Origin of the sequence: Cohnella baijiui, from assembly GCF_020731285.1 — a bacterium.
Lineage (GTDB): Bacteria > Bacillota > Bacilli > Paenibacillales > Paenibacillaceae > Cohnella.
The window spans coordinates 1-15,080 of the sequence record NZ_JAJFOW010000069.1 but is presented as its reverse complement, the minus strand read 5'-3'; the positions used below and the strand labels follow the sequence as shown (position 1 = coordinate 15,080).

The 15,080-nt window shown below is 59.9% G+C and carries 13 protein-coding genes; 6 read left to right on the top strand and 7 right to left on the bottom strand.

Annotated features, from left to right (window positions below):
• From LKX83_RS31005 to LKX83_RS30995, 3 genes are all read right to left on the bottom strand, one after another.
• Positions 1-1,303, bottom strand: a 1,303-nt coding sequence (locus tag LKX83_RS31005; protein WP_227887006.1) for a DEAD/DEAH box helicase, incomplete at its 3' end; no start/stop codon positions are given.
• 45 nt (positions 1,304-1,348) lie between these two features.
• Positions 1,349-2,134 carry an SDR family NAD(P)-dependent oxidoreductase gene (locus LKX83_RS31000; protein WP_227887004.1) on the bottom strand — a complete coding sequence of 262 codons (786 nt, stop codon included), beginning with the start codon at positions 2,132-2,134 and terminating at the stop codon, positions 1,349-1,351.
• Positions 2,135-2,288: 154 nt separating this feature from the next.
• Positions 2,289-2,747 carry a chemotaxis protein CheX gene (locus LKX83_RS30995; protein ID WP_227887002.1) on the bottom strand — a complete coding sequence of 153 codons (459 nt, stop codon included), beginning with the start codon at positions 2,745-2,747 and terminating at the stop codon, positions 2,289-2,291.
• 202 nt (positions 2,748-2,949) lie between these two features.
• Here LKX83_RS30995 and LKX83_RS30990 point away from each other — a divergent pair, with 202 nt between their 5' ends.
• Positions 2,950-3,894, top strand: coding sequence for a zinc dependent phospholipase C family protein (locus LKX83_RS30990; RefSeq protein ID WP_227887000.1), 945 nt, complete (start codon positions 2,950-2,952; stop codon positions 3,892-3,894).
• A gap of 24 nt (positions 3,895-3,918) precedes the next feature.
• On the opposite strand, the gene LKX83_RS30985 is transcribed toward LKX83_RS30990, so the two are convergent.
• Positions 3,919-5,190 (bottom strand): MFS transporter, encoded by a 1,272-nt coding sequence (locus LKX83_RS30985; RefSeq protein ID WP_227886998.1) that lies wholly within the window; start codon positions 5,188-5,190, stop codon positions 3,919-3,921.
• Between the two features lie 429 nt (positions 5,191-5,619).
• Complete coding sequence (locus LKX83_RS30980) at positions 5,620-7,224, bottom strand: FAD-dependent oxidoreductase (RefSeq protein WP_227886996.1); 1,605 nt, start codon at positions 7,222-7,224, stop codon at positions 5,620-5,622.
• A 137-nt stretch (positions 7,225-7,361) separates the two neighbouring features.
• Here LKX83_RS30980 and LKX83_RS30975 point away from each other — a divergent pair, with 137 nt between their 5' ends.
• Complete coding sequence (locus tag LKX83_RS30975; protein WP_227886994.1) at positions 7,362-8,018, top strand: TetR family transcriptional regulator; 657 nt, start codon at positions 7,362-7,364, stop codon at positions 8,016-8,018.
• Positions 8,019-8,469: 451 nt separating this feature from the next.
• Here the strand turns inward: LKX83_RS30975 and LKX83_RS30970 are convergent, their stop codons facing one another.
• On the bottom strand, positions 8,470-9,066 hold the full coding sequence (locus tag LKX83_RS30970; RefSeq protein WP_227886991.1) for a PadR family transcriptional regulator: 597 nt from the start codon (positions 9,064-9,066) through the stop codon (positions 8,470-8,472).
• A gap of 6 nt (positions 9,067-9,072) precedes the next feature.
• Positions 9,073-10,659 (bottom strand): MDR family MFS transporter, encoded by a 1,587-nt coding sequence (locus tag LKX83_RS30965; RefSeq protein ID WP_227886988.1) that lies wholly within the window; start codon positions 10,657-10,659, stop codon positions 9,073-9,075.
• A gap of 210 nt (positions 10,660-10,869) precedes the next feature.
• On the opposite strand from LKX83_RS30965, the gene LKX83_RS30960 reads away from it, so the two are divergent.
• The 4 genes from LKX83_RS30960 to LKX83_RS30945 all read left to right on the top strand — a co-directional run bounded on the left by LKX83_RS30960 (position 10,870) and on the right by LKX83_RS30945 (position 15,080).
• A complete protein-coding gene (locus LKX83_RS30960) occupies positions 10,870-11,772 on the top strand; it encodes a LysR family transcriptional regulator (protein ID WP_227886987.1) in 903 nt (300 codons plus the stop codon).
• Positions 11,773-11,796: 24 nt separating this feature from the next.
• Positions 11,797-12,612 (top strand): histidinol-phosphatase, encoded by an 816-nt coding sequence (locus LKX83_RS30955; protein WP_227886985.1) that lies wholly within the window; start codon positions 11,797-11,799, stop codon positions 12,610-12,612.
• 446 nt (positions 12,613-13,058) lie between these two features.
• A complete protein-coding gene (locus tag LKX83_RS30950) occupies positions 13,059-13,967 on the top strand; it encodes a cation diffusion facilitator family transporter (RefSeq protein ID WP_227887007.1) in 909 nt (302 codons plus the stop codon).
• A gap of 39 nt (positions 13,968-14,006) precedes the next feature.
• A complete protein-coding gene (locus LKX83_RS30945) occupies positions 14,007-15,080 on the top strand; it encodes a DMT family transporter (protein ID WP_227886984.1) in 1,074 nt (357 codons plus the stop codon).

The following is a 15,080-nucleotide window of genomic DNA, read 5'->3' as shown; positions in this document are numbered from 1 at the left end:
CGGCGCGCTTGCCGGCTGCAGCCGAATCGCCGGCAGGGCCGCTCGCCCGTGCCGGCCGGTCGGCCTTCGCGCCGCGCCCTTCGGGCGATGTCGTGCGCTCGCGGCCCGACGCCGCGTCCGGCGCGACCATGCGGCCGTGCTGCAGCCGCCGCTCCGCCAGTTCGATGCCAAGCTGCTTGGCCAGCTTGCTCATGATGAATCTCTCCTGCGGCGTGACGATCGTGATCGCCTGTCCGCTGCGCCCCATCCGCCCCGTCCGGCCGGCGCGATGGACGTAATGGTCCGCGTCGAGCGCAGGCTCGAATTGGACGACGAGCGCGAGCCCGGGCACGTCCAGCCCCCGGGCGGCCACGTCCGTAGCGATGAGCAGCTTGGTCCTGCCTTCGCGGAATTTGCGCAGCACTTCGCCCCGCTCCCGACCGGGGGTGTCGGCATAAAGCGCGTCGACGGCGAAGCCCTCGTAGCGCAGCTTCGCGACCAGCTCGCCGATGCGTTCGATATCGTTCACGAAGACGAGCGCGGACTTCGGCTTCAGCGTGCGAACGAGGCGGCGGACCAGATCGATCTTGTCGCGCGCGTCGCTGACGAAGTAGGCGTGCTCGATCGTGGCCGGCAGCCCGCTTCCGGCTTCCTCTTCGACCGTCGTCTCCCACGGGTCGCGCAGCCAGCGCGCCTCGGCTTCCCGCATCGCGTCGGTGCGCGTCGCGGAGACGAACACCGTCTGCCGGTCGCGGGCCGCGCCCTTCAGCACGGCTTCGACGTCGCTCCGGCCGCCGAGCGCAAAGACGCGGTCCGTCTCGTCGACGACGACACGCGTCACGGTATGCAGCGGCAGCTTGCGCAGCGACACGACCTCGCGGATGCGCCCCGGCGTGCCGACGACGAGCGCCGGCTTTTGCTTCATCCGGTCGAGCTGCCGTGACAGCGCCGCTCCCCCGATGAGCGCGACCGTCTTGATCCCGAGCGGTCCTCCGTACGTCTCGGCGACGCGGACGATCTGCATCGCCAGCTCCTGCGTCGGCGCAATGACGATTGCTTGGGTTTCGCGCCGCTGCGGATCGATCAGCTGCAGCACGGGCAGCAGATAAGCGAGCGTCTTGCCCGAACCGGTCGGCGAACGCAGGATGCCGTCCCGCCCGGCCAGCAGCGGCGGGATGACGCCGGCCTGCACCGGCGTCGGCGACACGATCTCCGCTTCCGCCAGCTTGTCCGCGATCTCGGCTCGAAGTCCGAGCGCAGCGAACGACGCGGCTTTGCGCTCCTCGCCTCCGGCCTCCCGATGCGTTTGATTTTGTTCCGTCATCTGTATTTGCTCCTTTGTCTGTCGCCCGCTCGGCGCGGCGGGACGTTATTTCTTGTTCAGCAGCCGGGCCGCGATCCCGTCCGTCAGCCGGGGGAACAGCTGCACCAGCTTCGTCCCGACCGCGGACGCCCAAGGCAGGTCGATCTCCGCCCGTCCCGACGCAATGACCGAAACGATCGCGCGGGCGGGCTTGTCCGGCTTCATCAGAAAGTGTCGAATGTTGCGCTTGTACGTGCCGCCCGGATCCGCGCGATCGAAGAACGGCGTATCGATCGGACCCGGATTGACGGCGGAGATGCGGATGCCGGTGCCTCGCAGCTCCTGTCTCAGGGAATTCGTGAAGCCGAGCACCGCGTGCTTGGACGCCGCATAGCCGGTCGCCTTGGCGGTGCCGATCTTGCCCGCGAGCGAGGCCACATTGACGATGTGTCCTTGGCCCGCTTGCCGCATCAGCGGCAGCACGGCCTTGCAGCAGCGGACGATGCCCATGTAATTCACATCCATCATTTCTTCGAAATGCGAGAGCGGCGCTTCGTCGAACGGGACGAACTCGCCGTACCCCGCATTGTTGACGAGCGCGTCGATCCGTCCGAACCGTTGTACGATGCGGGCCGCAACGTCGCAGGCCGCGGTCGCGTCCCGCACGTCAAGCGGGTAGATCGCGTGCTCGCCGCGGATGGCGCCCGCCGCTTCGCGCAGCTTGCTCTCCGATCGCGCGGTCAGCACGGGCACCGCCCCTTGCTCGGCGAGCATCCGCGCGGCGATGGCGCCGATCCCGCTGGACGCCCCGGTAATCCATACGATGCGCCCTTGCAGGGACGATGTGCCCATACGATCATCCTTCCTCCAAAAGACGTCGGCGAACCGCGCCGGCCTGCCGTCCGGTCCGCCGTTTCCAAAGACCTAAAAGGTCCTATGACCAACAAAAAGCCCCGCTAGGGGCTTTCCTCATTGTACCATATTCATAAGCTCGGGGACACTTCGCTCAGGCGATCAGCACCTGGATCTCCATCTCTCCGATTCCGTCCATGATGAGCGGCACGGCCAGCACCTTGCGCGTGCCGACGTCCTCTCCCTCCACCGCATGAACGACGCGCGGCGGCGTAATGTCGACCCGGACGCCTTGATTGAAAAGGATGGTCGAAGCGTTGCCGCTGATCATATTGCCGAGTTCCGAGATGGCGCTCTTGCCCAACTCGTCGATCTCCGTAATGGCGAAGCCGCCCATCATCGCGGAGATGATCTTCAGCGCGACCGATTCGCTCAAGCCGAAGACGATGTCTCCCGTCATCTGTCCCGTCAATCCGATCTGGATCCACACATGGCGGTCGACGAACTGAATGTCTTTGACCGTAAGCTGGCCGGTGCTCGGACGAATCTGCACCATCTGCTCGATTACCATGCGCGCGGACTCCAAAAACGGATTGATGTATTCTGCCTTCATGACCGAAAGCCGCCCCCTTGGAACCGAATCCTTGTCAACCGCTAGCCATCCACTATTGCCCTCATTATACTGAAACAAATGGGACAAGTATACTCCCTTTTCGGAAAAAAGAGGTACTTCCGGACGATAATAGCCCTTTAGTCGCAAGTCTTTCCGACCGAATGTTGTCAAAATTTGAAAAACGAAGACGGAGGGATACCGCTTGCCTAATATATGGGCGCATATTCAATTCGGCCGGGAAATCGCTTCCGGCGCCCCATGGTCTTCCCGCATGAACGACCCTGCCTGGCGGGTCGCCTTTCAGCTCGGCTGCCAGGGACCGGACTTTCTTTTCTACGACCATTTTTTGCCTTGGCAGCCCTCCACGGCCGCGAACCGGCTCGGCACGCTGCTGCACAACGTCCGTTGCGGGCCGTTCCTCTTGGACCTGTTCGCCGAAGCCCGCCAGCGCCCGCTCGAAGATCCCGCCACGGCGTTTGTGCTGGGGTTTTTGCAGCATCACATCCTCGACCGCCATCTGCACCCTTACGTATTCAGCCGCTCCGGCTTCAAGCGCTGGCATCACCAGCGCTTCGAGACGGCGATGGATGCGGCGATCCTATCGCTCCGCGCCGGCATCGCTACGGGGACGACGCCGGTCGCGCCCGAGGTCGACACGGACGGCAAGCTGCCTGGCGACTTCGCCGAGACATTCTGCCGGCTCGCCGCCCGGCATTACCCGGGGCTCGCGGACGCGATTACGCCGGCAGCGCTCGACGGCTCTATCGTCCAATTCGTGCGGGCGCAGCGGCTCTTTTACGATCCGACCGGCTGGAAGGGCCGGCTGCTGCTCGGCCAGATCGCTCCGTTCTCCCCACCGCGGCGTCCGCCGAGTTGGGACGTGCTGAACGAGCGCCGGGACGAATGGATCGATCCGACGGATCGGACGGTCGTTCGCCGGGACAGCGCGATGGAACTGTGGGACCGGGCGCTTGAAGACGGAAAAAGGACGACCGCGGCAGGCTACGCCTGGCTGCGGGCGTCCGAAGAGGGCGAAACGTCGGAGACGCTTCGGGAGCGGTTCGAGTCGCTGCTTGGAAACATTTCGTACGAGACGGGCCTTCCCTGCGGCAGCGCTTGGATCACGTATGCCAGGCCCGTCATCTGAACCGGCGTCGCCTGCCGCATACCCTTAGTAGCCCGTCTCGGCTTCGCGCCAGCCTTTCTCCAGATTGACCAGCGCGAGAAGGGCGATGCCGATGAAGAAAAACGCGGCAATCGCGAGCAGCGCGGCCCGGCTCGATCCGGTGATTACGCCGACCAGACCGAAGGCGAGCGGCCCGCCGAACGAGAAAAACCGGCTCGTGAAGCTGAGGAAGCCGTTGTACTCGGCGGTGCGGCCCGGCGGGATCAGCCGACTGTAGATCGCGCGCGAGGTCGATTGGGCGCCGCCCTGCACAAGCCCCACCAGCACGGCCAGCGCGTAGAAATGGAGCGCGCTCGTCATGAAATAGCCGAGCGCCACGATCAGCACGTAGACCCAGAGGGCGCCGTACAGCATGCGCTTGCTCCCGAACCGGTCCGCCATCCGCCCGAACGCCCAGGCTGCCGGAAAGCCGATGATTTGCGTGAGCAGCAGCGCCGCGATGAGATGGTTCTGCTCGAGCCCGATATCGGTGCCGTAGCTCGTTGCCATGACGATGATCGTATTGATCCCGTCAAAAAAGAACCAGTACGCGATCATGAACTTGTACAGTTCCGGATAACGGCGGATGCCGCGCATCGTCTCCCCCAGCCGGCGCACGCCCGCCCGCAGACGGTCGGCGTAGCTGCCGCCGTTCTCCCGGCGGGGCTCCCGCACCCGGCGGAACAGCGGAATCGAGAACACGATCCACCAGACGCCGACCATGGCGAACGAGACCTGGGAAGCGCCGGCCGAATCGGCGAAGCCGAGGTACGAATAACCGAGGATCATGCCCAGGTTTACCGCGAGCAGCGCCCCGCCGCCCAGATAACCCATCGCGTACCCTTGGGCGCTCACGCGCTCCCGCATGGCGGGCGAGGCGACGTCGTTCAGGAGCGCGTCGTAGAAGGTGTTGCCCGCTCCAAACCCGATCATCCCCACGACGACGAGCACCGAAGCCAGCAGCCAGTCGCCCTCCCCGATGAAGGCCATGCCGAAGCAGGCGGCTGCGCCAAGTAACGAGAACAGGCGCAAATATTTCTTTTTGTCCCCGCCATGGTCGGCCATCGCGCCCAGCAGCGGAGAGATCAGGGCAATCAGCAGCGCGGCCGTCGTCTGCGTGAATCCCCAATAGGAGGTCCCCCGCCCTTCGGGCAGTCCGCTCGCGGCGACGCCCGCGTAGTAGATGGGCATCACCGCCGCCATGATCGTCGTCGCGAACGCGGAGTTCGCCCAGTCGTACAGGATCCAGGCGCGCACGCTCTTCTTGTCGTCCTGCACCGATCGCCTCTCCCTTCGATATTGCGGATGCGTACTCCTTCGACGCGGTCGGGGCGAAACTCCTGTGTCTTCGGACGGATTTACAATAATTTAATGAAGCGATTGCAATCGTCAACGGAACGTCATCCGCTTGGCAAACGTTGTTCGCACCTCATGCCCATCAAGCTAAGAAAAGCGAAAGTTGTTGTATGGCTTGGCGGGACAGAGGAAAATAGGTTTGGATCGTATTTTGATAAAGTTCTCCCCGTTTCCCCTAACAAAAGGAGCAAAATTGAATCTCGTTCGCTATTGTGATGACTTCGTCATCAACGGAAAGTCCAAAGAAATCTTGGAAAAAGAAGTAACACCTCTCGTTCTGACAGAATGGGGTCTTAGGTTTCACAGTTTTGCCCTCTCCACCCCTCTTCCCTTGTGCTCTCCAATCCCTCTTTAAGTGTTCACCCTCGGACACAAATGCAACGCCGAGAGTATCCCCATAAGCTGCCGACCCCTATCCTCATCAAGGGCGCTCACACGAGCCGCCACAAAGCCGTCAGGCCGAACCAGGAGCATGCCATGATCAGGCAGGCCGGTAACCCGTTGCCAGCTCTCCTTGCTTGCTAAAAGCTCTCCTTCAGAACCAACACTGTAGACGGGCAGTTCGATGCCAAAGTGAGCAGCACATTCCCGCGCAGCCTGTTGCCAGCTTCTCCCTTCTGGACCTGTCAGCAGGACGAAATGACGACTGGTAATATCAAGAGTTGAAATGCATCGGTCCTGATACTCTACCCACAGGTGAGGCACACGTGAGCCGGACTGCCCTTTCAGCTCCGTATAGTCTGGTGTGATTCCTACTTCATTTGAGAGCACAGCTGACGAGGCGTAGAATCCAAAGAGAGCCTGTAGTTCGTTATCCGTCGTTTTTTCTCGGTCGGTGGCCTCTTCCTGCTCTGCAGCAAAGCCAGCCACGTGACGCCTTTCCGTCTCGTAGGTCGAGAGCAAGGTGGAATCAGCGTAACCCTGGAGGACGGCGCCCAGCTTCCAGGCAAGGTTCTGTCCATCCTGAATGCCCAGATTCGCACCCACGCCGCCTGTGGGCAGGATGACATGAGCCGCGTCGCCAGCCAGGAAAACTCGCCCAACTTGGTAGCGCTCAGCCAGCCTCTCCTGCGGCTTCCAGTGGCGAATATCCATGATTTCTACCGCGAGGTCAGGTATCCCGATAGCCTTGCGCACCAGATCCTGGCAGCGTTTGACAGATGGGGCCTTCAACTCTCCATTTTCGAGATTCCCGGGCATCTGAAAAAGCCAGCGATCACTATTATTGATTGCCATGAGCAGGCCCTGAGCTTCAGGGGTCTCTATCGTACAGAGTATAAACTCGTGGCCTCGTACTAGCTCGCTCAGGTCTGCACGAAAGTCAATTGCAAGTGTATGCATCTCTGACAACGTAAAGCTATTCGTCGGGATTGCAAGAGTGCGCAGTGCAAGGCTATTAGCCCCATCCGCGGCAACCAGGTAGCCAGCACGGATACGCTGCTGCACTCCCGTCTTGCGATCCGCAACGAGAGCAGTCACACCCGTCTCATCTTGCTCAAAAGACACCAATTCAGTCTGAAGGCGCAGATCCCCGCCTCGTTCCCGCGCCGCCTCAAATAACACGGGCTCCAGAGCAGCTTGATTAATCAGACAGCCTGTGGCAGGACTGATAGCCTTCTCTGCTTCTTTCATCTGATCGAACGTCTCAAGATCTTTCCCATCCAGATTCAGGCGTTTGACCTGTGCCATGTTGGCGGAGGCAAGGGTCTCGACAAAAATTTCACCCCTGCTCCTGCTGAGCGGCTCGGCGGCTTTCCTGACTCTCCCTTCCAGCCCTAGCGCCCGAAATACCTCCATCGTCCGCGCTCCCAGGCCAATCGGTCGGGGATGAATCGCTGTGCCTGGATGTTTCTCAATGAGTATATACGGGATCTGTTGCTGCGCCAGAAAGAGCGCGGTCGAGAGGCCGGTTGGTCCGGCACCAACTATCAAAACCGGAACGGAGACATCTTCCATTAGCGTTTTTCCCTTCTGCACTTCGCATTATTTTTGAATTAACTTAAATTTTTAAGTCACTACAATAATATATGTGATGCAAAAATAAAGTCAACCCCAATCTTGCTGTCCATTGCAAAAAGAGCTACAATGTGTTTATGACACATACATTAGGACTTCGTGAACGAAAAAAGCAGCAGACACGGGAGAAGATCGCAAGAGTGGCTTTAGAGCTCTTTATTGAGCGTGGCTTTGAGCAGGTGACAGTGGCCGAGGTGGCTGAAGCGGCTGATGTGTCGGTAAATACCGTTTATAATTATTTTCCAACTAAAGAGGACCTCTTTTTTGGACTCAATCAACCTATGGAGGCTTCCCTGGCCGGAATCGTTCGTCAGCGCGAGAAAGGCGAATCATTGCTCACTTTTCTTCGCAAATTGCTGCTCCGCAGTCTCGAACCTATGAAAGCGATGCCGTCCCCAGAGCAAGATTCTACGCGGGAGCAGGTCTTCCGGGTGATTCGGGAAAGCCCTACCCTGCAAGCTCGGGGTCGGCAAATGACTGAGTCTGTTGAAGAGGATCTGGCCCATGCCTTTGCCGAAGACATGGGCACAGAATCGGATGATATCGTGCCTCGCCTCGTTGCGCATCTGATCCTGACCCTTTATGCGAGGGTCTTTGCGGAATACGCGAGGCGGCGATTAAAAGGCGAATCTTCCGAGGAGATTCATGCTGGTCTCTCCGCTATGGTCACGGCTGGTCTCGATCTGTTAGCACATGGAATCGATGCTTCTGGGGATACCGAGATGATGGTGTGATGCGCCCCTCGGCAATCATCTTGAGGATCGCCTCACGCTCCTACTCGGGATTGGATCGCTTCCTCCCTTCCACTTCGTATTCGGGGTTTAGGGAGCAGTCGAACAGAAAACCGGAATAAGCGTAAAGGAGCCATGATCAGTGAAGATCATAGCCCCTTTTTTTGTCCAATCGTATCACTTTTAAGCCAATTATTATTTTGCAAGCATTTTCAGGGGCTAATTGTGCCCCGATTTGGCGAAAAGTGATGCTGTATCAAATAAAGCTTGATGAATCCTGCGGACTTGAGCAGCAACCCTGTCACTGGGCCCTAAAGAAAGAATAACGTGTTTGTTTCGGTTTGGGGGATTATTTTGTTTTTAGCTTGATGGGCATGTGTTCGCATCCCAAAAATCCCGGCGCGTCGCGTCGGGATTTCGGAAAATGCGGCGTGCGTGTACGGAACGCCGTCTTCTATTCGGTTGTGCCGTCCGGCCGGACGTGCCACTTGCCATCCTTGCCCTTGATTTCCGCGAAACGGCCCGCACGCGTCTCCTCGAGCGTCTCCTGCAGCCACTCTCGTTCGGCCCGGCCGTACTTCAGCATGCCTTCGATCATCATCTTCGAGCTGCGCGGCATCAAGTGACCCTTGACGGCGATCACCGTTTCCAGCTTGGCGATGCGGGCTTCGCACGCCGCCAGCTGCCGCTCGGCGATGTCCCCGATTCGCTCCTGGTCGCCATGGCGCAGGAACGGCATGGCCACCATCATCGGATGCTGCGGGTACGCCTGCTGTTCGAGCTGGTCGTAGAACAGCTTGTCGAACGCCTCTTTGCCCGCCTCCGTGATCCGGTAGATCGTTTTGTCCGGACGATGCTCGCCCGGGACGGGGACGACCTCGACGGCTTCGATCAAGCCCTGCTCCCGCAGCTGATCGACAGCGTAGTAAAGCGAGCCGTCCCGGATTTTGAAGGCATGATTCCAATTCCGCGCGACAATCGCTTGCCGAATATCATAAGGGTGTCTGTCGTTTTCCAACAACAAGCCGAGGATCAGCAGCTTCATAGACATCGGCCATTACTCCCGGACGGCCGACGGCTCGCCCCTGACCGGCGCGCCTTCGCCCTGGGCTTCGCCGTGCCCGGCGCCCTGCGGTGCCCGCTGCGGCGTCTCGAGCCGCGCGTTGCCCATCAGCAGGGCGAAGACGAGGGCGATGACCGGTAGAAGGACCGACCATTGGAAAATATAGAGAATGGAGTGTCCCAGCTTGTCGATCAGCAGCTGCATCACGTTGGCGGGAATGCCCATCTTCGCCTGCACGGCCGGATCGAGCAGCGCCTGCCCGCCTTTGATCTTCGCCGCCATATCCGGGCTGGCCCCGGGCATCGACTGGACGGCCGACTGAAACTCGTGCTTCTGCAGCGCGCCGAACACCGTTACGCCGAGCGCGGACCCGATCGTCCGGAAAAACGTGATCAGCGACGAGGCCGAGCCCTTGTACTGCGGCGGAACCGAGCCGAGGGTCGAGATGTTCAGCAGCGAGAACGAGACGCCCATCCCAAGGCCGATGACGATCATGAACAGCGTAATGACGAGCCGGCTCGTGGAGAGATCCATGACGAAGCCGAGCAGCGTGCTGCCGACGATCAGCGTCAGCGCCGAGACGACCATGACATCCCGGAAGCGGAGCTTGCCCACGACGCGGCCGCCGATCTGGCTGCTGACGACGACGCCGAGCATCATCGGGATGAGCACCGTACTTGTCTGGGTGGCGGTCTTGTGGAAGACGCCCTGAATGAACAGCGGAATATAGGTTGCGCTCGCGATCATGACGCCGCCGTAGAGGAAGCTGATCATCATGCTGCTCGTGAAAAGCCGCTTGCCGAACAGCTGCAGCGCGATGATCGGGTCTTTGGCGTACCGTTCGGCCACGAGAAACAGCAGGAGCAGGACGCCGGCCGCGACGAACAGCGAGACCGTGTTCCACGCGCTCCAGGCCCAGCCTTCCGAGCCGCCGAGCTCCAAACCGAACATGAGGCAGAGAATCCCGCCGGCGAGCAGCAGCGCGCCGAGCCAGTCGATGCTCGCCTTGCGGTGGTTTTTGGACTCGTGATAAGCGCTTAGGATGAACAGGAACGACAGCAGCCCGATGGGCACGTTGATGTAGAAAATCCAGCGCCAGCTGATGTTGTCCGTGATCGTGGCGCCCAGAATCGGACCGAACACGCTCGACAGTCCGAACACGGCGCCGAACAAGCCCATCATCTTGCCTCGCTTCTCCTGCGGGAACAGATCGAAGATGATCGTGAAGACGATCGGCATGAGCGCCCCGCCGCCGATCCCCTGGATCGCGCGGTAGACGATCAGCTGCTCCATGTTGAACGCCGTCCCGCACAGGACGGAGCCCGCGATGAACAGAAAGACGCCGGCAAGGAAAAACCGCTTGCGCCCGTACATGTCGGACAGCTTGCCGAAGATCGGCGTCGCCACGACCATCGCGATCATATAGGCCGAGTAGACCCAGACGAATTTGTCCAGCCCCCCGAGCTTCTTGATGATCGTCGTCATCGCAGTCGAGACGATCGTCTGGTCGAGCGCCGACATGAAGAGGCCGAGAAGCAGCCCCGCGACGACCATCGACGTATTGCTTTTTCGAGTATCCATATTCAACATCCTTTCACTGCAAGAAATCACAGCACATACTCAAATTTGATTACCACCTTCGTCATTATACTCAAATTTGAGTGATTTGCCATCCCCTTTCTTTGCCTTTGCTCCCAATCGCAAAATCTCCTATAATGAAGGAATCGACAAAAGCTTTTTATACCAACTAATTAATATGATAAAATAATTCAATAAAGGGGGATGGCCGCCTTGAACATGAACCAGTTGGAGACGCTGCTTACGATATCCAAGACGCTCAGCTTCCGCAAGGCGGGGGAGATGCTCAACTTGACGCAGCCCGCCGTCTCCGCACAGATCAAAAGCCTCGAAGACGAATTTAAGACGATTCTGGTGGATCGCAACCACCCCGTCACTCTCACGGATCGGGGCCAGGTTTTCCTGGAGCATGCCGAACGCATCCTCGCCATCGTCGAAGAGCTCCGGCAGAAGCTCGCCGATCTGGACCAGAATCCCCAAGGACATATCGTGCTCGGCACAACAGCTTCGATCGCCATACAAATTCTGCCCCGGGTACTGTCGTATTTTCAGAACCAATTTCCCCTAATCAAGACGACGATCGTCTCCATGCCTTCTTCCCAGGTGCTCGCCAGCGTCGAGAACGGCTCGGTCGACATCGGCATCAGCTACTTGTCCGACCGCAGCGCCCAAGTCGAGACGTCCGTGCTGTACTACGATACATTTGAGCTTGTCGTCGCCCCGCGCCATCCGCTCGCCTCCTTCGATCACGTCACGGTGGGCATGCTTAAAGAGATGCCCCTCATCCTCTTGTCTCCCGATACGCTGGGCCGCCGCTTCATCGATCGCATTTTCAAGGAATACCATATCCAGCCCAACATCGCGATGGAGCTGAGCAGCAGTGAAGAGGTCAAGCGGATGGCCGAGCTGAACCTCGGGGCCGCCATCGTCTCCAAATTGTCCATTGCGGCCGAGCTGAAACGAGGTACACTGAAGATGATCCCCGTGCGGGAGCTTGAGGTAAGCCACCCGGTAGGCGTCATCACCAAGTCGGGCCGCTATTTGAACAGCGCGATGCGCCAGTTCCTGAACGATCTCAAGGGCATGCCCGAGGATCAGTTCGTCGGGAGCGAATAACTTTACCTGCAGGAGGTAGGATAAATGGTCAAATTCGATCTGCATACGCACCACGATCGCTGCGGTCACGCTTCGGGCGTTATTGAACATTATATAGAGGCGGCTATCGAGGCCGATTTGACGGCCATCGGCATTTCCGACCATTCCCCCTACTTCGGGCGGGAAGAGGATCAGTATCAGCCCGGCATCGCTATGGCCAAAAGTGCCTTCGCGGGCTACGTGGAAGAAGTGCTGGCCTTGAAGGAAAAATACCGGGACCGCATCGAGGTGCTGCTCGGCGTCGAGTCGGATTATTTCTCGGAACATCTGGAGCTATACCGAGAAGTGTATGCGAAGTACCCTTTTGACTATATTATCGGATCGGTGCACCAAATCCGCGGCGTCAGCATCTTTAACCGGAACCGGTGGAAAAAGTTGGACACGTCTCTTCACAAGGACGAAAAAATCCATTATTATGAGCAAATCCGCGACTCCGCGAATACGGGGCTGTTTCAGGTGCTGGGGCATATCGACGCCATGAAGGGCTACTATCCGGCCTTCTCCGACATCGCCGGAGCCGAGGAAGCGATCGACGACGCGCTCCGCGCGGTCGCGGCGAACGACATCGCCATCGAGATCAATACGAGCGGCTCCACCAAGGATGTCGGCGGCTGGTATCCGTCGGACGCGATCCTGGAGCGCGCCCTGCACTTCGGCGTGGACGTCACGTTCGGCTCCGACGCGCACGTCCCGGCCCGCGTCGGCGAGGACTGGGAAAAGGTACAGGCCCGGCTGCGGGAGATCGGCTTCAGCCGCTGGTGCTTTTATCGGCAAAAGGAGAAAGTCGTCGTTCCATTGTAAAGTCCGACCCCCAAATAAAAACGGATTCTCCGTCTTCAAGGAAGATGGCGACACGTTTTTATCGAAGGTCATACAGAAATGGTTAGGGGTAAACTTATCCATTCTGTATGATCAAAAAAAGAGGACCCTTCACCGCTGAAGGGTCCGCAAGATATGAAAAAGGGGGTCTTGCTAGTCATTCTAACCAAGCTCTGCGACAGGACGGTAACAGCTATATTTCAATTGTGTGACAAGACGCTGCGAATCGCTGACGCCCGGCTCCGACGCCCCCGGCTTGGAAGATCAAAGTATCGACTTCATGAAGGAGTGTGACCCCGGTGGAACATACACAATCCGTTCCTCCCAAGGGCAACCGGGCTAAATCCGCCAAGGCCAATCGACCCGACGTTCCCTACGATTATCATCATCTCGGCCACGTCAAAGAGCAATCGCGCTCCAAGAAAACGCTGTGGATCACCCTATGGCTGACCCTCTTCTTTACGATCGTCGAGGTCGTCGGCGGCATCGTCTCCAATTCGCTGGCGCTGCTCTCGGACTCGGCGCACATGGTGTCCGACGTGATCGCCCTCGGCCTCAGCATGACGGCGATCTACATGGCCACCCGCCAGCCGAACGCACGGTATACGTTCGGCTTTCTGCGGTTCGAGATCATCGCCTCCCTGCTGAACGGCCTCGCGCTGTGCGTCATTTCGATCGGCATTCTGATCGAAGGGGTGAGACGGTTCGTCCGTCCCCAGGAGATGGACTTCAAGCTGATGCTGATTATCGCGAGCATCGGCTTTGTCGTCAACCTGGTGCTTACGCTCGTGTTGAGCCGCAGTCACCACGAGGAAGAGAATTTGAACGTCAAGAGCGCACTCTGGCACTTTATCGGAGACCTGCTCAGCTCCGCCGGCGTCATCGTCTCGGCCATTCTGATCTATTACACCGGCCTGATGTTCTTCGACCCGCTCATCAGTATCGTGATCGCGGGCATCATCTTCGTCGGCGGCGCCCGCATCACGAAGGAAGCGGTATACATCCTGATGGAATCGGTGCCGGACAAATTCGACCTCGACGAGATCCGCGCCGACCTGCTGGCGGTCGAAGGCATCGAAGACGTCCACGAGATGCATCTGTGGGCCATCTCGACCGACCACTACTCGCTCACGGCTCATACGTTCGTCAGCCCGGACATCCAGCCTTTCTGCATTATCCTCGCGGCGAATGAATTGCTGGAGAAAAAGTACGGCATCACCCACTCCACGATCCAGATGGAGCATGCGTCCATTCACCCGCACGGGGAGTACGGCCGCGAATTCCTCCGCCATCAGGAGGAGCAGCAACATGCGGATCCCGTCGTTACGGAGCGCTAAGCCGCGCTTCGCCCGGGCGAGGAAGGAGTCGCTTACGCCTTGATTTGGTTTGGATACGCCATTCTCAGCGCGCTCGTCTTCGGTCTGGCCGGCCTTCTCATGAAGGTCAGCCAGATGCGGGGCGGCGCGCTCTCTTCATTGATGCTGGGCTTGTACGCGGCCGGAACTTGCGGCTTTTGGGCGCAGGCGCTGCTCGCGAAAAGCTGGCAGCCGTTCGACGGTCGCGTCTGGATCGCCGGCGCCATCATCGGCCTTGGCTCGGCTTGGGGCAATCTGCTGTTCATGCGGGCGCTGGATTACGGTCCCGCAAGCCTCACTTCGCCGCTTGCGAACGGCAACATCGTCTTCGTCATGGCGATGGGCGCCATCTGGTTCGAAGAGCCGATCCACTCCGCCGCCCTCGCTGGGGCGGCCTGCCTCATCCTGGGCATCGTGCTGCTGTCCGTCCGCCCCCGCCATGGCGCGGCGCCGCAGACGATCGTCTACCGCCGCTGGTACCCGCTGGTGGTCGGGGCGATGGTGCTCTTCGTTTTTCGCAACGGGGGACTGAAGGTGACGGACTCGCTCGGCCTGGACAATACGTCGGTGCTGTGGGCCGGCTACCTGCAGTCCTGGCTTTGGTTCGCGGCCGCCGCGGGCCGTGCCAGCCGCCGGGGGTCGGCTAGAGCGGGGGCAGGCGGGCCGACGGTGGAGCATCGGGAGCCGGGAGATCGGGCTCAGCTTGCTGAACAGCCTTGGGAGCACCAAGAGCCGGGAGATCGGGCGCGGCTTGCTGCGCAGCCTTGGGAACACCGGGAGCCGGGAGATCGAGTGCGGCTTGCTGCGCGGGCGGTACATCCGCGGCAGCCGACGGCCGGCCGGTCCGCCGGCGTCATCGGGCTCGGCTGGGGGCTGGCCGCCGGGGTGTGCTCCTACGGCGGCCTGCAGCTGTACGCCCACGCGCTGTCGCTGGGACCGTCCTACCTGATCGCGCCGATCTTCGCCGCGAACAGTCTGGTCGTCGTCGTCGGCTCCCTATTGATCTACCGCGAGCAGCTCAGCGTGCCCCAGCGGTACGCCCTGTACCTAAGTCAAGAAAGTGGACACAACTTTTACGCAACCCGCTGCTGGTAA